Genomic DNA, 26,333 nt, shown 5'->3' with positions numbered 1-26,333 from the left:
ATTCTATAATAGTACTTTTGTTATGAAAATATAAACATAAAAATCTAAAATAGGAAAAAATATTTTTGAATTTGGTGTACAATAAATTAGAAGTGGGGTATACAAGATTTTTTACTACAAAATTGGATTAAGGTAAGTACTGTTGTAGAAGTAATTACCTTTTTTCTATTTAAATAGATAGAAATATGGGTTAGGGAGGAATAGAACAGATGGATTTTAGGTTATATGAGAAAACATTAAAACGCTATTTAAAAAGAAAAAAAAGTGTTACAATTTCTCTAATTGTTTGTTTTTTAATAACGGGAGGAATTGAAGGAACAGAAGAGATAGCTTTAGCAAGAGACTTAAGAAGTAGAGGCATAGAAGCTAATAGTATTAGAGTTACAGGGGAAACTACACTCAATAACTCAGCTAATGGAATAGATGTAATTAATATTGTTACTCCAGATAAGCATGGTATTTCTCATAATAAATTTACTGATTTAAGTGTTGGTACTGGAAATGGATTGATTTTTAATAATAGTACTGAACATGGAATTTCTAAGATAGGTGGGTATGTTACTAAAAATTCAAATTTAAAAAATAATGCTTCTGTTATTTTGAATGAAGTTATGGGGAATAGAGCATCAAATATAAATGGAAGTATTGAGATTTTTGGTAAGAAAGCTGATTTTATTCTTGCCAATGAAAATGGAATAAATGTTAATGGGGCTACTTTTATTAATACTAATGGAATTACATTAACTACTGGTAGTGTATTAAAAGATAGTAGTGGAATAAATTTTGATGTACAGAAGGGGAATATTTTTTTAAATGGAGTCGGAACTAGTGGGAATTATTTCAATGTTTTAGCTAAAACTATAGAAATACATAATGAAATATCTCCTATAAATGGAGAAGAAAAGCCTGATATAACATTAATTTCAGGACAAAATAAAATTGAATTAAAGAAGGGAGATTTTAGTAATCCTATTATAAAATCTTCTTCTGATAGTAAACAAGATAAGTATGGTATATATGCAACAGAGTTAGGAGCAATGTATGGAAGAAATATCAGACTTATTAGTACTGGACAAGGACTTGGTGTAAAACATGAGGGAGCTATTTTCAGTGAAAAGGATATAGTAATTGAGTCAAATGGAGATATCTCAGTTGCTACTCTTAATTCTAGAAGAGATATAAAAATAAAAGGAAATAATTTTGAAACAAAAGAGGGAGTTGTAAAAGTTGCTAATAAGGAACAAATTAATTCTATTTCATCTAAAAATAATATCTCTTTAGATCTAAAAGGAGATGTAAGGTTAAGATCAGCAGTACAATCAACTAATGGAAATATAGTTATTACAGCTAGAGGTCTAACTTTACAAGATAAGAGTTCTGCGAGATTAATATCAACTAACTATATAACTATAAAACTTTCAGAAAGGCTAGATGTACAAGGGGTATTGATACCTACTATTTCAGGAGTAGATTCTGAAAATCTAGCTATCACTTCAAATCCTGATGGATCACTTCAAGTAAAAGATATTAACACTGGGAAGATTTACTCATCTGATCAGATTACTTGGCAAAGTACAGGGATTTTTGGTAAAGATGTAGAAATATTTGTAAAGGAATTAACTAATAAAGGAATAGTGTCAGCTGAAAATAAGTTAACTATTACTGCTGAAAATCTATTAAATGAAAAAGATGCTCTATTGAGAGCTAGAAATTTTGAATTAGGAGTTGGATATTCTTTTGTTAATAAAGGAGAAATAAGAGTAGATAGAAGAACTTTAAATGAAGTAGTAGATCCTAATGGAAAATTAAAAATTGAAGTTTTAAAAGGAAAATTTGAAAACTATGGAAATATATCAGCAAAAGATATAACTATCACTGCTCAAGAACTTATAAATGCTTTAAATGGAAAAGTTATTGCTAGTGATGGAAATATTATTCTAACTACTACTGTTGGAGAATTAGTTAATAATGGAGAGATATTAGCTACAAAAGATCTTAAGTTAATAAGCGCAAATAATCTAACAAATACAGGAAAACTAGGTGCAGATTCTATATTAATTCAAGCTGTACAAGGTAAATTTTTAAATGCGGGACATATAACGGCTGTAAAAGATTTAGTTATAAATGTTAAAGAACTTCTCAATGCTGGAAGCTCAGAAGAGATAGAGAAATATTTAGGAGCTCTATATCAATATTCTGAGGAGGAGTTAACAAAAGTAGAAAATTCTATATCAGAGTTAAATAAGAAAATAGCAGCTGAAAAAGATTCAGCGCAACTTGCAGAATTAAAAGCTACTTTAAGTGGATTAGAAGAGGTTAAAAATAAATTAAATAATTTAAAAGATATCTTATCTAAAACAGGAATGCTTGGGGTATTATCTGGAGATAATGTTAAAATAACTACAAAAGAATCTTTTGAAAATAAAGGAGTTGTTACTTCACAAAAAGATCTTACTCTAGAAACTGGTAGCGTTATTAATTCAGGGGTATTACAAGCTGGAGATAATCTTTTAATTGAAGCTCTTGGAAAAATAGTGAATACTCAAAGAATAACTGCTGGGAAGAAAATTATAATCAGTGGTGATAGTTTTGTTTCTAATGGAAATGAAGAAAGAATAAAAGAGTATTTAGAGTTATTACAAAAGTTAAATTCAGAAAATTTAAGCGCGGAAGAATTAGCAGAGCTAAAAGCTAAGATAGCAGCTTTTTCTGATTTAGGTGTGATAGAAGGAGAAACTTTAGCAATAACAACTAAAACAACTTTAGAAAATAATGGAATAGTAATAACTAAAGGTGATGTAAGTTTAAAATCAGAAGATTCAATAAAAAATAATGGAGTAATGTCAGTAGGAAAGAACTTAGATGTTAAGGGTAAGAGTTTTAGTTCAAAAGATTTAACAATTAAGGAGAACTTAAGCGCAAATATATCTGGAGATTTTAATTCATACAATTTAAGTGTTGGAGGTAATGTAGATGTTACTTCATCTAAGTTAGAAAACTCTGGTAAATTAGAAACTGGAGGAGGTTTAAATCTGACAGGAGACTTCTCAAATAAATCAGGAGCTACAGCATCTGTAGGAAAATCCTTAAATATAAATGGAGGAGTTAATAATAGTGGAGAACTATTAGTTGGAGAAACAATTAAGATAAATAGTGAAAATAGAAATAATGGAGAGAGTTTTGCAAATTCAGGAAATATTAATGCTTCTGGAGAGATAGAAATTGGTGGTAGTTCATTTGATAATACAGGAAAGATAACTACTGGTTCTAAATTAGATATAAATGTATCTGGAGATATAGATAATAGTGGAAATATTGAAGCTAAAAATGATATTTCTCTTGCTGGTAAAAACTTAAATAATAAAAATGGAGATCTTGTAACAGAAGGAAATCTAACAGCTAATATTTCGGAAAAAGTAACTAATGGTAATATGAGTGTTGGAAATGATATAAATATTACAAGTAATGGATTTCACAACTCTGGAAGTACAGTAGCTGGTGGAAATATTTCTCTCAATACTAAGACTGGTGATTTTGGAAATAGTGGAAAACTTCATGCTGCTGGTAAGATCGATTTAGATTCTAGAAGTGCTGCTAACAGTGGAGAAATTATTGGTAATGGAGTAGATATAAGTACTAAAGGAAGTTTCTTTAATACTGGGTCACTTCAATCAAAAGGAAGCATAGTTATAAACAATACTGGAGATGTCATCTTAACAAGTGGAGAGGTAAAAGCTTCTGGTGATATTTCTATTACAGGAAATAATTCTGATATAAAATTAAATGGAAAAGTACTAAGTGAAGGTAAGATAGATGTTAAGAGTAAAACTGGAGATATTGAAACAGGAAAAGTTCAAGCTTTAGGAGATATATCTATCTCTACTGAAAAAGATATTATCAATAAAGGTATGATAGTAAGTAATAGCAACATTAATTTAAGCGCTGATGGTATAGTTAACGAAGAAGGAAATACTATCTGGGCTGGAAAAGATGCTGTACTTAATGCTATGAGAGAGATATACAATAGTTTAAATGCTAATATTGTTAGCCAAAATGATATGAAATTAAGTGCTAAGTCTATTACAAATGATGCTGGAACTATTGCTGCTGGTGGTAATTTAGATATAAAAGCTGATAACTTAACAAATAAGAGTAGAGTTGATGTTAAATATGAAATTGTAGATACTGAAAGTTCTAAACAAACAGTTAGATGGGATGATACTTTTAACTACCATCTTGATTCTACAGAGATTTGGATACCAGTTATTGAAAATAAAAGTGTAGTTACTGATAAAGCAACTATAGAAGCAGAAGGAAACTTAAATATCTCTGGATTCTCTTCGGATAAAGCTAAGGTTAATAACTATTCTGGAACTATATTAGCTGGAAAAGATATGACAATCAAGGGAGATATTCTCAATGAAACTGCATACCAAAATTTAAATGTAGTTGATCTATTGAAACTTATACAAGTTAGACTTTCTTGGGAAACTAGACTTTACTTAACTAATGCTTATGGAAACTCTGGAGTATCTTTTGAAGGAAGTCTATATGATGCACTGACTAAAGGATATTTTGGAAGAGGTAGAGAAGCTTATTATAAGGCATTAGCTTTAGTAGATAATCCTTTACTTAACAAAGTACTTTCAAGTGTTCTTGGTAGCGACTGGAAAGGTAAAGATAAACCTATTTCTCAAGATAAATGGAATTTTGACGGTAGCTTCAAATATTATGCAGCTAATGGAAATGCGCAAATAATAGCAGGAGGAAACTTTACTCACACTAATGGAAGTTTAGTAAATAATGGTGGAGAAAGTGGAGGAAATAAAAATGTAAATGTCAATATTGGAGATAACTCTATAGAAGGAGTTGGCTCTAATCTAGATGTTGATATTTCAGATATTAATAGTATTAAAGAGGTTGGAGGAGTAAAATATCCTCATGATGTAGAATTAGCAACTGGAAGTATAACTATAGATGGAGTGACTATAACTGCAGAAACAGGAAACTTAGCAGGGGCAATAGCTGTATCAGGAACTGTAAACCCTATAATCTTTATAGATATACCAAAAGGTGAGAATGGTATATTTAAACCTGTAGAGGGAGAGCCACAACCTGGAAAACCTATTTATGAAACTAATATTGATTTTATTGACCCAGATAAATTCTTTGGTTCAGATTATTTCTTTGAACAATTAGGATATGATAAAAATAAAACATCTGCTGTTTTAGGAGATGCATATTATGATTATTTATTACTTAAGGACATAATTCAAAAAGGACTTGGTTACACTGGAAATGTTAGTGCTGAAGATATCCAAACTCTTATTGATAACGCAGCAGAAATATCTGCCACACTTGGATTAGAACTTGGAAAAGCTCTAACTCAAGACCAAATTAACAACTTAGAACATGACATAGTATGGTATGTTGAAGTAGAAGTTAATGGACAAAAAGTATTAGCTCCGCAACTATACTTAGGTAAGAATAGTAGAATAAATATAGCGCAAAACCAAGGTAATGGTGGAACTTCAACAATAAAGGTAGGAGGCGACTTAGTAAGTGACAACACGTCATTTGATAATACTAATGGTAATATTGATGCTGGGGGCAATATTATTATCAAATCTTCTGGAGATATTAATAACAATAGCTCTGGCGGAATGGGGGGTGGAATTAGCTCAGATAAAAACATTGCCGTAGATGCTGCTGGTGACGTTAATATGATAGGTGGTAGCCTTAAAGGAGATAATGTAATTGTTAGTGGAGATAATGTAAATATTGAATCTACACTAGGTGTTGATGAGAAAGGAAATCAAATTATCTCTGATAAAGCAGGTATAGAAGCTGATAATGGAATTCAAATAGATGCGAAAAATGATGTAAATATTAAAGGAGGTTCTTTAACTGCTTCTGGAGAAGAAATTAAACCTGAAGAGGAAGGTGGGGCACCTGGATTTGAAGAGCCTGCACCTGAACAGCCTGAAGTAGTAAAAGATGTTGATTACTATAAAGAATTATTTAAAAAAGAGTCAGCTGATATAATTGAAGGAGATGCTGGTAGCATAAATATTAATGCTGGTGGAGATGTAAATATTAAAGATATTCATACTGTGTCTTCTGAATTTAAACATGAATATGACAATGGAGGCTTTGCTCAATCTTCATCAACTTCTGCTACTTCTAATGGATCTAATCTTCAAGGATCTAATATTAATATAAATGGAGAAAATGTAAATATTGTAGGTAGCGATTTATCAACTAACGATACAAAAGAGGATGCTAATAAAGATGCGCTTCCAGGATCTATAAATATTAATGCAAAAAATGATGTTAATATAGAGGATTCAAAAGATCTTATTCATCAAGATCAATATCAGAAAAATTTAGGAACTGTAAATGGATTACTAACTCAAGAGTCTTCGCGTAAAGAATTAGAGGCTTCATTATCTCATGGATCAAGTATTAAAACTTCAGGAGATTTAAATGTTTCAGCAGGAAATGACGTAACTCTAAAAGGTAGTGATGTTACTGTTGGAGGAAATGCTAACATAGATGCTGAAAATGATTTAAATATACTTGATGGTAGAAATGAAGTTAAAGAGGAATTTAATGAATCTAGATACCAAGTTTTTGGTGGAGGAAGAACTGATGTTAAGAAGTCATCTTCTACGTCTGTTGGAAGTAATATATCAGTAGGTGGAGATTTAAATGCTAATGCTGGAAATAATATAAAAGTAGTTGGAGGAAATATTTCTGCAAATGGGGATACTAATCTATCTGCTGGTAATGATATTTCAATAGAAGCTGGTAAAAATGAATACCATGAAGAGAAAAAAGAGCTTAATATAGGACTATATGTTGAAGGAAGTGCTGGAATTGGTGGAGTTGGAGTCACTGGAAGTGCAAGCACAGCAGATATGTCAACAAGTAGTGAGATAAGTACTGAATGGGGTGGAGAGAGTGCCGCTGGTGAAAACTTAGACGGATCTAATGAAAAAACTCCAACAACTTCAGGTAGACCTCATATGGACCAAATTGTAAGTGGTGAATTTGGTGTTAAATTAGAAAGCAAAAATACTACTATAGATGAAACTACTTGGACAGAAAGCCAAATCTCAGGAGATAATATAAATATTAGCGCAGGAAATAAAGTTGATATAGGTGGAGGAGATTATAAGGCAACTGGTGATATAAGCATAAGCGGTAAACAGGTAGACTCTACTAAGTATACTGATGAAAGAACTGAAAACTCTTCAGGATTCTCAATAGCTGTAAAAAATACTGCAGGGGTTAATAGTGCTATTGTAGATACAATTAATAAAGGTGTTCAAATGGATAGTTCTATTAAGAGTGGAAATGCCAATGATGGTATTCTTGCAGCTCAAGGTGTAGGTGCTGTTACAAATGTAATCTTTAACGATGCGATAGGTGTAACTAATAAACAATCTATAAATGTTTCTATCGAGGATAGTACAAGTAAAACTACTAGTGAAAATGTAAGCTCTGTAGATGCTGGTGGAAGTGTAACAATTAAAGCTACTGAAGGAGATATTAATCTAAATGGTGTAGATGTAAAAGCTGAAGATAATATCAATTTAGATGCTAAAAAAGATATAAATATAACTGCAGCGAAGAAAACATCAACTGAAAATGGATTTAAAGTAGATTTAGAAGCTCAATTAGAAGAATCAGCAGGAGTAAGTGCACTTTGGGGAGCTAATACTGACATAGGAGTTGGAGGAAGTGCAAATCTAGATATTACAAAGAAAAATTCTACTGATTATGAAAATTCAACTATTAGCGCTGGAGGAAATATAAGTATCAAGTCTGGCGGAGATACTAATATTGATGGTGGAAATGTAGAAGCTAAGAAAGATGTAAATCTAGATATAGGTGGAAACTTAAATATAATAAGTAAAAAATCATCACATGATAACCACGAAATAAATGCAAATGCAGGAGCTAATGTTTCTATAGGAGCCGCATCTAATACTATAGGAAAAGGAGAAGTAGGATTAAGCGGTGGAGGAGGAGATATCTGGAGTAGTGGAGAAACAGTATCTCAATCTGGAATAAAAGCAGGAGGAAACCTAAATGCTGATATAGAAGGAGACTTGAATATAGAAGGAGGAATCCTAGGATCAGAAACAGGAGCAGGAAAAGTAGATGTAGGTGGAAATATCAACATAAAAGATATAACAACAAAAGAGCAAGCAGGAGGAGCGCATATAACTGGTTCTGGAGGATTTACAGGAGACTTTGGAGCAGACGGAACTATAGGAGATATAAAAGATAAAGAGGTAGTAAGTAAAGGAGTTATAGGAGTAGATAACATCACAGCAGGTGGAGATGTAAATATAAATGGAGAAGTAGGAAGTGTAGAAGATATCTATAAGGATATGGAAAATACACAAATAGTAACAAAAGATATCTACCAAAAAGGAGGAGATATTAGCTTATCAGGATCAACAAGTAACATAAAAGATGTAAAAGATAAGGTAGATAGTATCTCAAGTAAGTTTGGAGGAACATCAAAGACATCAGGAATAAATAAAGGAAACGATTCGGATGGAATAAATGTGGGAGGAAAATCAGTAGGAGATAGTGATAGAAATAGCATTATCAAAGGAGGAGACGATAAATATTCAGTATTGGATAAAGATAATGCATTTGATTTTCCACAAAGAGAAGATACTGGAACAGGAGATGTAGTATTAAAAGATACAGCAGGAGAAACTATTATTATTCCTGAAAATTATATACCATTAGGAATGAATCCTCCAGATAAAGAAGCTTCTCAAAATGATAGTTTTATGAATCAGAGCATAGATGAGGTTATTTCAAGCGTAGATGAAAGAATAAATGATATTTTGGCTAGGCAAGATGAACTAATTGAGAGACAGGTTGCTGGTGAAAAAGTAGAGAAAGGTTATTTAGATAAAAAATTAGAGAAACTTAAAGAAAGTATTGAGAGGTATATAGAAGCTAATAAAGATAAAAATCTATCTGATGACCAAAAACAAAAAGTTGAAGAACTTCTAGAGAGGTTTAATGAATATGATCAAAATAACGACAACTATCTTGAAGGAAATCTTCAAGTTAAAAGGAAAATAACAGATGATGTAAGTATTTTGGTTAGAAGTAATAAAGATATACGTCAAAATCTTAAAACTATAGCTAAAGAGAGTGATAAAATTCCTAAGGAACATTTACTAAATTATTTAGATGGAGTTTTAAATGACGAAGGGAAAAATAAAGCTTTAGAGGATGCATTAAAAAATACACCTAAGGGAGAAAAAACTATAATTTTACAAGCTCCTACTATTGAACATGATAAAGAGTCAGAAAAAAATTTAAATACAATTTATAAGGATATTTTTGATAAAACTGATGATGGTATAAGAAAAACTCTAGATGATAAATTTAAGGATAGAGTAGAAAATGATCAAGATATTAAAAAATTAGTTTCTGAAGGAGATACTTCACCTGAGAAGGTATTAGAACTTGCAAAGAAACTACAACAATTAAAAGCCGAAACATTTAAAGATGTGGTAGGTGCAGAGTATAAAAAAATACCAATAGATATTTATGAGGGTTATGGGAACATACTTGGAGGAAATGACGGTGTTAGTCTAAAAATTTACTTGGATAGTAATTATAGCTTTGATTATATATTTGGAACAATAGTTCATGAGTTGACACATCAAGATCAAAGAAGTTTAAAAGACTTAAAAATTGAAGGATTTAACGATAGAAATAAGTTATATGATTTGAACTTTTCAAAGGGTGGATATATAGCTTCTGATAGTGAAGATTACGAAACGCAACCAATTGAGAAAGAGGCATATGAGTCTGAGAAACTAGCTCATATATCTTTAAAGAATATTAAGGAAAAACAAGAAGCAGAGAGAGATTTAGATGAAGAAGTAAGAGTGTTAATGGATAGACAAATTGAATTAGCATCTAAAAAAGATAAAAGTGAAGCAGATAAAAAAGAGCTAAGTAATATAGAAAAGAAATTGATGGAAGTAATGGAAAAAATTAATGCTCAAATCAAGAAAGAGGATAAGAATTTAGCTGAAACAGATGATAAATATGATGTGCTTGATAGATCAAATGCTTTTGACTTACCACAAGATGATGGAATAAGGGCAGAAATAAAAGATATAGCAGGGGAAGAAGTGATAATTCCAGAGCACTATGAACCACTAAATGGAAATCCAGATAAATATAAAAAAGCTAAAGCTCCGCAAATATCTGCACCTATGAAGCATACAGTAACTATAAATGGAGAAAGAGTTCATAGAGAAGAAAATAATGCTTCTAATAGTACTTTTATCGATAAAAGAGGAGCAGTTGCTACAAATGTTGAGATTACATCTCCTTTAAAATATCCAGAATTGCTTGAATTAAAAAAGCCTTTAATTATAACTTCAAGTAAAGATAAAGAAAGTTTTGATGGAATTTCATTTAAAGATATTTTGACTTCATTAGATTTACAAGATAGCAATTTAGAAAAATTAGCTACCGAATTTTCAACAAAAAATTTAAACGAAGTAAATCTTGATATATTATTAAAGGAAGATAAAGAAGAGTTGAGTGAATTAGAAAAAGATATTTTAAAAAATACTCTTGGAACACAACTTGGAGCTCAAGGATTACAAAAAATTCATCAAAGTTTGAAAGAGTTAGAAAAAAATTCTAGTGATACTATTGCAAAAGAAAAACTTAGTGAGGGGATAACTGAAATTAAAGTTTCAATAGATAATACAACTTTAGATTTATTACTAGAACATGGGCACAAAGTATATGTTTCTCTTGCGGAAGTGATAACAGATTCATCAGGAAATGTAAAATTAGAAAATGTTTCTAAAATATTTGATCCTAATGAACCCAACTTTGAAACTGAAGAATATCAAAAATTAAGACATCTAATAGAAAAACATTTAGGTAATCTAAATTTAAAATTTGCTGTAGATAAGCAGGTTATTGATTTACCAAAAGATATAAAAAATATTAAATTTAATGATAAAGGTATAAAAAAAGATAAATATGTTTTATTAGATAAACCTAATCCATTTGACTTACCACAAGATGATGGAATAAGGGCAGAAATAAAAGATACAGCAGGGGAAGAAGTGATAGTTCCAGAGCACTATACACCATTAGGAATGAATCCTCCAGATAAAGAAGTTTCTCAAAATAATAAATTTAAGGATCAGGGTGTAGATGAGGTTATTTCTAGTGTGGATAGACAAATAACTGATATTTTAGATAGACAAAATGTATTAATTGAGAGACAATCTGGAGGAGAAAAAGTTGAAAAAACTTATTTAGATAATGAATTAGACGAACTTAGAAAAAATATTGAGGAATATATAGAAGTCAATAAGGATAAAAAATTATCTAATGAACAAAAGCAAGAAATAGAAGAGATTTTAGAGAAATTTAGTAAGTATGAAGAGAGTAATCAAAAATATTTTGACGGTAAGCCTCAGAGAATATTTGAAGTGGATGAAAAGATAAGTGTTTTAACAAGAAGCGATAAAGATATATATCAAAATCTTAAAACTGTAGCTAAAGAGAGTGATAAGATTCCTAAAGAGCACTTATTAAATTATCTAGATAGACTTTTAAAAAATACAGAAAAAAATGAAGTATTAGAGAAGATAACAGAAAGTACAGATGAGAAAAAAAATAAACAGACAATTCTTGAAAATCCTTTAATTGATCATAATAAAGAGTCAGAAAAAAATTTAAATAAAGTATATAAGAGTATTTTTGATAGAACTAATGGTTCTGTAAGAAAGGCTTTAGATACTGAATTTAGATATATAGCAGAGTATGATCAGAATATTAAAAGAATGGTTTCTAAGGGAGATACTTCACCTGAAGGAGTAAGAGAACTTGCAGAAAAATTACAAGAATTAAAAGCTGAAGCATTTAAGGCTGTACTAGGTGTAGAATATGAAAAAATACCAATTGAAGTTCAAAAATCGGATGGTAATTTTGCAGGTGGAAATGATGGTATTAAATTAAAAATTTATTTGGATGATGAAGATAGTTTTGACTATGTATTTGAAACAATAGTTCATGAGTTGACACATCAGGATCAAAAAAATTTGCAGAAAATTAATATTCAAGGCTTTGAAGATAGAAATAAATTATATGAGTTAAATTCTTTAGAAGGAGGTTATATATCTACTTTTGGTAAAGACTATGAAACACAACCAATTGAGAAGGAGGCACATGATTCTGAAAAAATAGCTGAGGAGGTATTAAAGAGTATAAGAGAGAGTGAAGATGCAGCAAGTTATGAAGACTCTTATGATGAGGATAATAGATTTGATATACTTGATGAACCCAATGCTTTTGACTTACCACAGGATGATGGAATAAGGGAAGAGATAAAAGATACAGCAGGAGAGGAAGTAATAGTTCCTGAATATTATGAACCTTTAACTGGAAATCCTGAAGATTATAAGGAAAAAAAGAAAAGTAACAATTTACTTGATAAAAATGAGAATAAAGGATTGGGAGAAACGCCATTAATCTATGGAACACAGAAAGGAAGAGCGATTCTTATTAATGAGGCCATGAGGTCTGAAAATAAAAATGTTCATGTTGCTAATGGATATTTAGGACAATTTAATTTGGAAGTTAAACCTCTTATTATTTTTGCAGAGAAAATTTTTACGAGTAATTTAAGTAATATGGAAATAGAAAAAATCTTAAAATTTACAGAAAGTGAGGAGTTCAAAAATTTATTTGAAGGTAAAAAAGGACAAACTTTATTATACAAATATGAAAAAGAGCAAATTTCTAGAGTTTCAGAGGAAGCTAATAGAAAAATTTTAACTTTACTCTTGGAAAATGAAAAGATTAAAACAATTTCAAAAGATATTTTAAAAGCATGGGATAAGTATAGTAAAAATTCTGAAAAAAGAGTTGAAAATAAAAAGGAATTAAATAAAGCAATTGATAGATTTTTTGAACTAAAAACAGTTACTATATTAGAAGAAACATTCAATAATGGTGGGAAAATATATTTTTCATTAGATGAAATTGCAACTTCAAATGGTAAAATTAATTTAGATAAGGTTTTAGAAGTTTTTAATGAGTCTCATCCTATGTATCATTCGATTACTTCAGCAGAATTAAGAACAGCTTTTAGAAAATATTTAGATCACCCAGATTTAAAATTTTTCTTATCTAAACAAGTTATAGAGCTACCTAATGAATTAAAAGAAAAAATTAAAAAAGAAGTAGAGTTTGAAAATTTTAAAAATCAAAACCCTATAAATAATAAAAATCTTTTATCTTTTATACCTGAAAGAGATTTGGGAAAAACAGCTCTTGTCTATGGAACAAAATTTGGTAGAGGAGGACTTTTAAGAGAAAGTTCAAAATCTTTGAATAAAAATCCACATTTTACAGATGCCTATTTAGGAAAATTAAATTTAGGAAATGAAAATCAAGAGATGATAAAATTTGCAGAAAAAGTAATTAATGGAACTCTTACAGATAAAGATAAAGAAGAGATTATTAATCCTTTTCCACTTTTAAAAAACTATAAAACTGATTATACTGAGAATCAAATTGGAAGAGTAAAAGAAAAAGCTAATGAAGAATTATTAAATTTGGTATTAGAAAAAGATGAAGTATTAAAGGCTCTTAATCAAATAACTTCAGGTGCCGAAAAGATAAAAAAAGATAAAAATAGTATAGAAGGAAAAAAAGAGATTGAAGAAGGAGTTCAAAATTTTATTAAGGAAAAGCAAATAATCATTTTAGAAAAAACTTTTGAAAGAGGAGGAAAGATATATTTTTCATTAGATGAAATAATTTTAACTCAGAATAAGGATATTAATTTTGATAGACTTTTAGAAGTGTTTGATAAATCTAGTAAAAATTATAATTCGATTACCTCTAGTGAGTTGAGGACTGTATTTGAAAAATATTTAGAACATCCAAATTTGAAATTTGTTTTAGGAAAGCAAGTTATAGAATTACCTCAAAAAACAAAAGAAAAAATAAAGGATATGGTAAGTAAAAATAATAGTCAAGAATTAATAAGTTTAGGTAAAGAGAAAAAACTAGAACAAGAGATGTATCAACCGGATGATGAACAAGCTGAGACATCAATGGATACAACACCGCCACCTCCAAGGAAGTTAACAGCAGATGAAATTATTAACTCAACAGATTTCCGTTATAATTTTGAAAAAATGAAAGAGTACTTAACCCAAAGATATGGAGTCGAGAGTGCTAGAATCATATATGAAGAGTTAAATTTGGATAATCCTATGATAAAAGAAAGAATTAAAATAGAGTTAGAGAATGAAATGCTTCAGAGAGAGGGAGGCATAACAGATGAAAATTTATTGGCTTTTTTAGATGAAATGGCTTCAAAATATATAAATTTTGAAAAAGAAAATCCAAGTGAGTATGAGCAGAGGAATGGTTTTGGCGGAAAAGTTTTTGTTAGAACTCGTGAGGGTATAAGGAAACAACTAGAAACTGTTGCTAAAAATAGAGATAAAATTCCAGGAGAACATCTTCAAAATTTTTTAGCTAATATCTTTATGAATAAAGAGGCTAAAGTAATTCAAAAAAATGGGATTGAAGGGAAAGCGATGATAGCAAGCGACTTGAAGCTTGGTAAAACTTATATAGATGATATCTATTTAAGTTCAATTTTTGAAATGATACCAAATAAATTTTCTGAAACTAGAAAAGAAATGAATAATTTACTTGTAGCAGAGTTAGGAGAGAATGAGTATTTAAAAGATTTTATAACACGGGAAGCAGGATTTAAAAAAGAAGCATTGACAAGAGCATATTCAAGAAATCCTGATTTACTTATAAACATGTTATACTCTCTAAATGCTAAGCAAATTCCAAATGATGTTATTGAAAAATTACTAAAGGAAATAGATGAAACAAGAGGAAAATATTTTGAAGAAAAAGTAGGGTTACCTTATAATCCAAATAAAATTAAATTTGTTGAAAATCCTAAGTTAAAGGGACAAGTAGCTCATCATGATCAAGCTACAGGAACTATAACAGTTTATAAAAGTAGTATTACAACACTAGGAAATCTAATTGATATGTTATTACATGAATCTCAGCATCATGAACAAGGAATAATCGCTACAAGTAAAGAAAAAGGAAAAGTTAGTGAGGAGGTTAGGGAATTTTATGATCTTGGACGTTTTGCTTATATAGATGGTAAAAAACCTACTGAACATTCTTTAAATATGTATAAACTACAACCTATAGAAAAAGAAGCATTTGAAGTTATGAGAAGTAAAGAGATAATAAAAGCTTTAGTAGAAAGTATAATAGCAGGGAGAGAAACTAATAGGGGATCAAAAGTAACTAAAGAAAATAATGGATCAACGGGGTATGGAAACTTTTATGGAATAAATAATGTATCTAGTAAATTTGATTTATTAGATAAACCAAATGCTTTTGACTTACCACAAGATGATGGGGTAAGAATAGAGATAGATGATACAGCAAATGAACCAGAAATAGTTGCAGAACATTATGAACCTCTCACAGGATTACCAGAGAAATATAGAAAGGAAGAAAAAGTTTCAAAAAATAATAGGAATATAGAAGCTGATGTTAAAAATGAGAAATTAGGGGATAGTCCTTTGAGTTATGGTCCTACATTGAGTAGAGGATATTTGTTAGAAGCAATTGAAGATTCTCCAAATAAAAATAATAAAACTGCAGATTCTTATTTAGGAAAATTGAATGAAGGAAATAATTATGAACATCTAATTGAGCTAGCAACAAAGGTAACTTCGAAAACTCTAACTTCTGAAGATATAGAAAAAGTACTAGATTTTGATTCAAGTAGTTTTAAAACTGCGGATAAAAGATATCAGAGAGAATACAAAAAAGTAAATAGTGAAGTGAATAGAGAGCTCCTTCAAGAGATTATAGCAGATAAAAGAGTTCAAAAGATATTTGAAAAAATTTCTAAAAGTGCTGAAAACATAGCTAGTGGAAAAAAAACTTTAAAGGATGAAATTACTTTAAATAACTCAATTCATGATTTTTTTATTGCAAAAACTAGTATTGTTTTAGAAAAGACATTGAAAGGAAATGGACAGGTTTATTTTTCTATAACTGAAGTTATAGCAGATAAAAAAGGAAATATTAATTTTGATAAATTATTAAATGTTTTTAATCCATCTAGTGTAAATTATGACTCAGTTACATCTGCTGAATTAAGAGTTATATTTCAGAAATATTTAGATCATCCAAATTTGAAATTTGTAATAGGTAAACATGTGATTGAATTACCTAGTGAAATAAAAGAAAAAATAAAAAAAGAAAGTTTATTATTTAATAAAAAGTATGCAAAAAATATGAATATGCTAGATGGAGAAGCTTCTCCTGAAATTGATATGGATACATATGATTCACCTTTGAATGTTGATGATATTTTAGATTCGGAAAACTTAGGACGTTTTGTTGCAAGAGTTAAAAATTCAATACTTTTGAGATATGGACCTGAAAATTTTAACAATGTAAAAGAGTATTTTAATTTAGAAAATCCAATTGTTAGAGATATGGTAAGAAAAGATTTAGAAAAAGCATTATTACTTAGTAATGAACTTGTAACAGGAGATAATTTAGATGCTTTTCTCTCAAAAAATATTTTAGAGAATATAAGAAAGCAAACAGAAAGACGTATTGAAGAATATACACTAACACCTGGATTAGAAGGAATGGTCTATAATAGAATGCATAGTGAAATAAAAAAACAACTTCAACTAGTATCAGAGGTGGCTGATAAACTGCCTTCTGAACATCTGCAAAATTTTTTAGCTAATATGTTTATGAATAAAGAAGCTAGAAAAACTTATGAAGTACATGGTAATGAAAATAAAAAAATAATAATTAATAAACAAGGTATGAAATTAGAAACTGAAGATTATATTGCTTTGGGAAATATTTATAAGTATATTAGGAATGACTTTGCAGAAGCTAGAGCGATGATGGATAATAAATTAATAAATGAATTAGCTACAAATAGAAAGCTTCAAGATTTTATTACACAGAATGGAATCATTGATAAAAACTTATTGAGAGAGGTCTATCTTGAAAATCCAGAGTTTGTGATTGAGAAAATATATAATTTAAATGTAAAAGATATTTCAGATGAAGATATAAAATTGTTATTGTCTGTAATTAGTGAAGAAAGAAAAAAAATTTTTGAGGAGTTATTACAAGTGAATTATACAGAAAGTCCACTTAATATTTTTGATTCATCTCCAATAGGGCAAGAAAAACAATTAGGTTTTCATAATGCAGTTGATGGAAGTATTAATATAGTTCGTACTGGAATATCAACTCTTGGAGTTTTGTTGGAAACAGTATTACATGAAACCCAACATCAAGATCAAAAGCTATTATCTGAGAATAAAGATTCGAATATGATTCCTGAAGCTACAAAAGAGTTGTATTTATTAAATCATTATGCGTATATTCAACCTGGGGATCTTCCACCACAATTATTTTATTTATATGAAAAGCAACCAAATGAGAAAGAAGCTTTTTCTGTAACAAGAATAAAGGAACTCATTAAACTATTAGTAGAAGATATGATAAATTAATTCCTAAAAAAGAATTTAAAAAATTGATTTTAAAAGTCAACTTTATAAAATGTTTTATATTAGATAAAAATGTTTTATTTATAAAAGAAAGGATGGTAAAAAAGATTAGTGAAATTCTTTAAATCAACATTAATGTTTTTATATAAAACTTAAAATGAAACTTTATTTTAATTTCTTAAAAAGAAAAAAAATTTTTATAAAGTATGATAAAATTAGTATGATTTCAAATATTTATTTTACTTATTGACAGAAGACTTTACTAGAAGGTACAACTGCTCCATACTGTTATATGGATTAATATAGTTGTACCTTCTACTTTTCTGAATATGATAAGATGTTTTAGGGGATATTTGGGTATGAGGTGATTTAATCAAATGAAAGACTTTAAACTGTCAGAAAAAATTTTAAAACACAATCTTAAAAAAAGAAAGAGTATTACACTAGCTCTAATCGTTAGCTTCTTAATTACTGGGGGATTGGGGACTACTGAAGAAGTTATTTTAGCTAGAGATTTGAGAGCTAGAAACACTGTTATTCCTGTTCAGGGAAACAATGCTCCAACTTTAGGAAATTCTGCTAATGGAACAGATGTTGTTAATATTGTTAATCCTGATAAAAATGGGATTTCTCACAACAAATTTACTGATTTAAGTGTCGGTGCAGGGAATGGGCTTATATTTAACAATAGTACTGAGCATGGAGTCTCACAAATTGGTGGGTATGTAACTAAAAACCCTAACTTAAATAGTAGTGCTACTACTATTTTGAATGAAGTTAGTGGAAATAAAGTATCTAATATAGATGGAACCATTGAAGTTTTTGGTAAAAGAGCTGATTTCATACTTGCTAATGAAAATGGAATAAATGTCAATGGAGCTACCTTTATTAATACTAATGGAGTTACTTTAAGTACTGGTAAAGTTCTAAAGGATGACTCTAATATTAATTTTGATGTACAAAAAGGAAATGTTCTTTTAAATGGAGTTGGAACTAGTGGAGATTATTTCAATGTTTTGGCAAGAAGTATTGAGATACACAACGAAATATCTGCTATAAAGGAAGAAAAAACTCCTGATATTACTTTAATCGCAGGACAAAATAAAATTGAATTAAAGAAGGGAGATTTTAGTAATCCTATTATAAAATCTTCTTCTGATAGTAAACAAGATAAGTATGGTATATATGCTACTGGATTAGGTGCTATGTATGGAAGAAATATTAGACTTATCAGTACTGATCAAGGACTTGGAGTAAAACATGAAGGAGCTATATTCAGTGAAGGTGATATAGCGATTGAAGCTAATGGAAATATTTCAGTAGCTACACTTAACGCGAAGAAAGGTGTAAAACTCAAAGGAAAAGATCTAGAAACAAAAGGTGGAATCATAAAAGTTGCTGGAAAAGATCAAATTAATTCTATTTCAGCAGAGAATGATATTACTCTTGAATTAGAAGGAAATGGAACTATAAGATCAGCCGTTCAATCTACTGGAGGAAATATAGTTATTTCTGCTAAAGGATTAACTTTACAAGATAAGACTTCTGCTAGATTGATAAGTAAAAATTCTATAACTTTAAAGCTTTCAGAGAAGTTAGATGTACAAGGAGTACTAATTCCTACAGTATCAGGAGTTGATTCTAATAAGTTAGTAATAGTATCAAATAGTGATGGATCACTTCAAGTAAAAGATATTGAAAGTGGAAAAGTTTATTCTTCAGAAGAGATTACATGGGTAAGTACAGGAATAATAGGTAAAGATGTAGAAATATTTACTAAAGAATTAGTAAATAAAGGAATTATTTCTGCAGATGGAAAATTAACTATTACTGCTGAAAGCTTATTAAATGAAAAGAATGCTTTATTAAAAGGAAGTGATCTTGAGTTAACAGCTAATTCTTCTTTTGTTAACAAAGGAGAGATTAGAGAAAATAAAAAAGAGTTAAATGAGGTAGTAGATCCTAATGGAAAATTAAAAATTGAAGTTTTAAAAGGAAAATTTGAAAACTATGGAAATATATCAGCAAAAGATATAACTATCACTGCTCAAGAACTTATAAATGCTTTAAATGGAAAAGTTATTGCTAGTGATGGAAATATTATTCTAACTACTACTGTTGGAGAATTAGTTAATAATGGAGAGATATTAGCTACAAAAGATCTTAAGTTAATAAGCGCAAATAATCTAACAAATACAGGAAAACTAGGTGCAGATTCTATATTAATTCAAGCTGTACAAGGTAAATTTTTAAATGCGGGACATATAACGGCTGTAAAAGATTTAGTTATAAATGTTAAAGAACTTCTCAATGCTGGAAGCTCAGAAGAGATAGAGAAATATTTAGGAGCTCTATATCAATATTCTGAGGAGGAGTTAACAAAAGTAGAAAATTCTATATCAGAGTTAAATAAGAAAATAGCAGCTGAAAAAGATCCAGCGCAACTTGCAGAATTAAAAGCTACTTTAAGTGGATTAGAAGAGGTTAAAAATAAATTAAATAATTTAAAAGATATCTTATCTAAAACAGGAATGCTTGGAGTATTATCTGGAGATAATGTTAAAATAACTACAAAAGAGTCTTTTGAAAATAAAGGAGTTGTTACTTCACAAAAAGATCTTACTCTAGAAACTGGTAGCGTTATTAATTCAGGGGTATTACAAGCTGGAGATAATCTTTTAATTGAAGCTCTTGGAAAAATAGTGAATACTCAAAGAATAACTGCTGGGAAGAAAATTATAATCAGTGGTGATAGTTTTGTTTCTAATGGAAATGAAGAAAGAATAAAAGAGTATTTAGAGTTATTGCAAAAGTTAAATTCAGAAAATTTAAGCGCGGAAGAATTAGCAGAGCTAAAAGCTAAGATAGCAGCTTTTTCTGATTTAGGTGTGATAGAAGGAGAAACTTTAGCGATAACAACTAAAACAACTTTAGAAAATAATGGAATAGTAATAACTAAAGGTGATGTAAGTTTAAAATCAGAAGATTCAATTAAAAATAATGGAGTAATGTCAGTAGGAAAGAACTTAGATGTTAAGGGTAAGAGTTTTAGTTCAAAAGATTTAACAATTAAGGAGAACTTAAGCGCAAATATATCTGGAGATTTTAATTCACACAATTTAAGTGTTGGAGGTAATGTAGATATTACTTCATCTAAGTTAGAAAACTCTGGTAAGTTAGAAACTGGAGGAGGCTTAAATCTGACAGGAAACTTCTCGAATAAATCAGGAGCTACAGCATCTGTAGGAAAATCCTTAAATATAAATGGAGGAGTTAATAATAGTGGAGAACTATTAGTTGGAGAAATATTAAAGGTAGCTAATGGAAGTACTTTAAATAACGGAAATATTAATGTAAATGGAGATATAAATATAGGAGGATCATCTCTTACAAATGCTGGAAAATTGATTGCTAATGGTAAAATAGTAACTGATGTATCTGAAGATATAAGTAATAGCGGAGATCTTTCTTCAACTGATAAAATAAGTTTAAAATCTAAAAACTTTTTAAATAGTGGAGAAGTTGTTGGAAATGGAGTTTCAATAACCGTTGATAATTCTTTCTCTAATACTAACTCTATCCAATCAAATTCAGAATTAAGTATATCTAATTTGGGAAATGGAATAACTCAATCAATGAAAGAGTTAAAAGCTAAAGGTAATATAGATATAGAAGCTTCTTCTAGTGATGTATCATTAGCTGGTAAAGTTCAGACTGAAAATAATTTGAAAGTAGATTCTAAATCTTTCACAAATACTGGAGAGCTTTCAGCTAAAAATATAGATGTAAAGACAGGATCATTAAATAATACAGGTACATTAATGACTGGTGAAAGTACAAGAGTTTCGCTTGATTCTTCAAGACAAAATTTAAGTAGTGGATTCCGTAGTAGTTTTGCTAATTCAAGCGCTAATACTGTTGCTGGTACTATGATAAGTAATGGAGATATCACTCTTGAAAATGTTGTTGGAGATATTAATGTTAAAAAATTCCAAACTCCTGGAAGTATAACTATATCAACTTCTGGAGATATAGTTAATGAAGGAATGATAGTTGGAAATAAAGATGTTAATTTAAAAGCTACTAATGTTTTAAATCAAGAAGGTACAACTATTTGGGCTGGACAAAATCTTCTTATAGAAGCTCTTGAAAAAATATATTTAAAATTAAACTCTCTTATTATGAGCAAAGGAGATATGAGTCTAAAAGCTAAAGCTATTATAAATGATGCTGGAACTATAAGTAGTGGTAAAGATTTAAGTATTAAAACAGATGTTCTTCTTAATAAGAGTAAAGTTGATATCAAATATGATGTTGTAGGAACCGAAAATTCAAAACATACAGTAAGATGGGATGATACTTTCAATTATCACTTAGATACTACAGAGGTTTGGGTACCAGTTATTGAAAATAATAGCGTAGTAACAGATAAAGCAACAATAGAAGCTGCAGGAAATATAAATATAATTGGTGATACAGGAGCTACAACCAAAGTTTTAAATGAATCTGGTACTATTGCAGCAGCTAAGGATATAACTATAAAAGGGGATATTCAAAATAATACATCTTATAAAGAAGTTGATGTAATAGAACTTTTAAAACTTATTAAAGTTAAACTTTCATGGCAAACAAAACTTTATTTAACTAATGCGCATGGAAATTCTGGAGTATCTTTTGAAGGAAGTCTATATGATGCATTGACTCAAGGATACTTAGGAAAAGGAAGAGAAGCATATTATAGAGCTTTAGCTTTAAATGATAATGAACTACTTAATAAGGCACTTTCAAGTGTTCTTGGTAGCGATTGGAAAGATAAGAGTAAACCTATTTCTCAAGATAAATGGAATTTAGATGCTAATTTTAAATATTATGCAGCTAATGGAAATGCTCAAATATTAGCAGGAGGAAATTTTACTCACACTGATGGAAGTTTAGTAAATAATGGTGGAGAAAGTGGAGGAAACAAAAGCGTAAATATCACTATAGGAGAGAATGTTGTTGATGGTATCGAAGGAAGTTTAGGAGTAAATATTGCAAATATAAACGATATCAAAGAAGTGAATGGTATAAAATATCCTCATGATGTAGAATTAGCAACTGGAAGTATAACTATAGATGGAGTGACTATAACTGCTGAAACAGGAAACTTAGCAGGAACAATAGCTGTATCAGGAACTGTAAATCCTATAATCTTTATAGATGTTCCAACTGGTGAAAATGGATTGTTTAAACCTGTAGTAGGAGATCCACAACCTGGAGAGCCTTTATTTGAAACTAATATAGAATTTATTGATCCTAATAATTTCTATGGTTCTGATTATTTCTTTGAGCAATTAGGATATGATAAAAATAAAACATCATCAGTTCTAGGGGATGCATATTACGATTATTTATTAATTAAAGATATGATTCAAAAAGGACTTGGTTATGTAAAAGATATTAATGCACAGGATATTCAAGCTCTTATTAATAATGCAGCAAAAGTGTCTACTGCACTTGGACTTCAACTCGGAAAAGCTTTAACACAAGAACAAATTAACAACTTAGAGCATGATATAGTATGGTATGTTGAGGTAGAGGTTAACGGACAAAAAGTTTTAGCTCCACAATTATATTTATCTAAAAATAGTAGAATAGATATAGCGCAAAATCAGGGTAATGGTGGAACTTCAACTATAAAAGCTGGAGGAGACTTTATAAGTGACAATACATCATTTAGTAATACTAATGGAAATATTGATGTTGCTGGTAATGTTATTATAAAATCTTCAGGAAATATTACTAATAATAGTTCTGGTGGAATGAGTGGAGGAATTAGCGCAGATAAAAATATTGCTGTAGATGCTACTGGTAATATTAATATGATAGGTGGTAGCCTCAAAGGTGATAATGTAATTGTTAGTGGAAATGATGTCAACATAGAGTCTACATTAGGAATTGATGAAAAAGGAAATCAAATTATTTCTGATAAAGCAGGTATAGAAGCTAATAATGGAATTCAAGTAGATGCTACTGGTAATATTAACATAAAAGGTGGGTCGTTAACAGCTTCAGGATATGAAGTTAGAACTAATGATACACAAGAGGCAACAACTACTCAAGATGTTAGTCAAGGTAATGGAAATGAAGTAGTTGAAAATGTAGAAGTAGTAAAAGATATAAATTATTATAAAGAACTTTTTGCTAAAGATTCTAAAGATGTTATAGCAGGAGATGCTGGAAGTATTTATATTAATGCTGGTGGCGATGTTAATATAGAAGATATATACACTGTCTCTTCTGAATATAAGCATGAATATAGTGATAAAGGATATTCTAATGAATCAGGAAGTAGTGCTCTTTCAAATGGAACAGAAGTTAAAGGTTCAAATATTAATATTAGTGGAAAAAATGTAAATATAAAGGGAAGCGATTTATCAACAAATGATGTAGATGAAAAGATTGCAGAGAAAAGTAAATCAAATACAATAAGTATAAGCGCAGAAGATAATGTTACTGTAGAAGATTCAGCTGATGTAGTACATATTTCAAGCTCAGGAAGAACTTTAGATACAGTAAGAGGGTTATTAACATCAGAATATAGATCAAAAGATTTTAATGCATCATTATCACATGGATCAAATATAAATACAAATGGAGATGTATATATATCAGCTGGACATGATGCGACAATAAAAGGAAGTAATATTAATTCAAATGGAAGCACTAATATTTCAGCAAAACATGATGTAAATATAATAGATGGAAGAGATGAGATAAAGGAAAGTACAAGAAAAGATGTATATCAAGTATTTGGAGGTAGTTCAACAAAAACAAGTAAAGAAGCATCATTAAGTAAAGGAAGTAATATAACTGGTGATGGAGATTTAAATATAAGTGCAGGAAATGACATCAAAGTAGTTGGAGGAAAAGTAGAGGTAAAGGGAGAAGCTAATTTTGATGCAGGAAATAATGTAACATTTGAAGCTGGTAAAAATGAGACAAAAGAGAGTGTACGTTCTATTGGAGCTGGAGTATTTGCAATAGGTGAAGGTGGACTTGGAGGTGCCATTTATCCGGTTGATGGTGTTTCTTTCAAAGAAACATGGGATGCACTTGGAATGCCAGCACCTGTAACTACTACAAATGCAAAAGGGCAAAACTTTGCAAGTGGAAATGGTGGAGTTATACTTGATGCCATTGTAGTATTGCAAGCTGGGGTAAAAGTTGAGAATTATTGGAGTGACAAAACAGCTACAACTTGGACTGAAAGTGATATTTCTGGAAAGAATATCAATATAAATGCTAGAAATAGTGTAGATATTGGGGGAGGAAATTTTGGAGCAGCAGGAACACTTAATGTAAATTCAAAATATTTAAAATCTACAAAATATGAGGATATTATTAAAGAAGAAAAAACAGGATTTAATATACACCTTAAAGAACTTTTTGGAGCTGAAAGTAGTTTTGTTGATGCTGCAGCTAAAATTGTCCAATCTGTAGAAGCTGGAGGAGATTTAAATCCAGCAGTGGGAGCAGCACAAGGAGTTGGAATTGCTACAAATTTATTATTTGCTAATTTATTTGGAGCTGGTGTTCAAACAATGCTTGGATATGAAATGGGACATGATACCTCAATTTCTTCGAAAGAAAATATTACAAATATTACTGCTAAAAATGTTAACTTTACAACAGAAAAGGATATGAGTTTAAATGGAGTTGATATATCAGCTACTGATGATGTAACATTAAATGCTGGTGGAGATATTAAAATTACTTCTGCAAAGGAAGAGAGTTCAAGAAATGCTTATTCTAGTTCTGGGGATGTAAGATTTCATCAAGGAGCTGGTGTTCATATGATATACGGAGCAGGAGTAGGAGGACATATTGGATTAAACACTAGGGTTGATGTAAATAAAGATAATACAAATTCGACAGTTAATTCCAATATATCATCAGGTGGAAATTTAGTTGTTAAAACTAAGGGAAGCCTTGATATTGATGGAGGACATCTATCAGCTGAAAAAGATGTTAATTTGGAAGTAGGAAAGGATTTGAATATTAAGAGTGATATAACAACAAGTTCTAAAAATACTTATTACGCTACAGCTTCTCTTAGAGCTGGAGTAGATTTAACTACGAATACTGTTATTAGAGGTCAGCTTTCTGTTGCTGCTGGAGGGGGACATACATATAATGATCAGCAAAAAATAGATGAGTCTGGAATAACTAGTGGTGGAAACTTTATTGCTAAAGTTGGAGGAGATGTTGATTTAGATGCCGCTAAACTTGGAAGTGAAACTGGAAAAGGATCACTTGAAGTAGGTGGAGATATAAATCTAAAATCTGAAACCATTAGAACTGATGCAGCTGGAGCGGATATTGTTGCAGGTATAGGAGAAATTGGAGAAATGGGAGTTTCAGGATATATATCTGATACAATAAAGAAACAAGAGAAAGTAAATTCTGCTATAGGAGTTGATTCAGTAATTGTTAAGGGAGATGTAGCTATAGATGGAGAGAAAAAAGATGTTACAGATATTCCTAATGATATAAATAACAATAGAGAAGTTCAAGAAGATTATTTCTCTAAAGGAGGAGCATTCTCTGGAATTGCACCTGTTAAAAAAGGATATAATGCAGTAACTCCACATAAAAGAGGTAGTTACGATGTAAATCCTTAATAGATATGATTTCCAACCTAATTTTTAAAAAAGG

Annotated in this window: 2 protein-coding genes; both read left to right on the top strand. The window is 29.8% G+C overall.

Translation table 11 applies throughout. From position 1 onward, the window contains the following. Positions 1 to 209: 209 nt before the first annotated feature. Positions 210 to 17,639 (top strand): hemagglutinin repeat-containing protein, encoded by a 17,430-nt coding sequence (locus tag DYA59_RS06505; protein ID WP_115270546.1) that lies wholly within the window; start codon positions 210 to 212, stop codon positions 17,637 to 17,639. Positions 17,640 to 18,013: 374 nt separating this feature from the next. Next, on the top strand, positions 18,014 to 26,299 hold the full coding sequence (locus DYA59_RS06500) for a two-partner secretion domain-containing protein (protein WP_115270544.1): 8,286 nt from the start codon (positions 18,014 to 18,016) through the stop codon (positions 26,297 to 26,299). Positions 26,300 to 26,333: the final 34 nt, after the last annotated feature.

The organism is Fusobacterium necrogenes (genome assembly GCF_900450765.1).
GTDB classification, from domain to species: Bacteria; Fusobacteriota; Fusobacteriia; order Fusobacteriales; family Fusobacteriaceae; genus Fusobacterium_A; species Fusobacterium_A necrogenes.
Note: the sequence above shows the minus strand (reverse complement) of the source record. Positions and strands in the feature narration are given on the sequence as shown.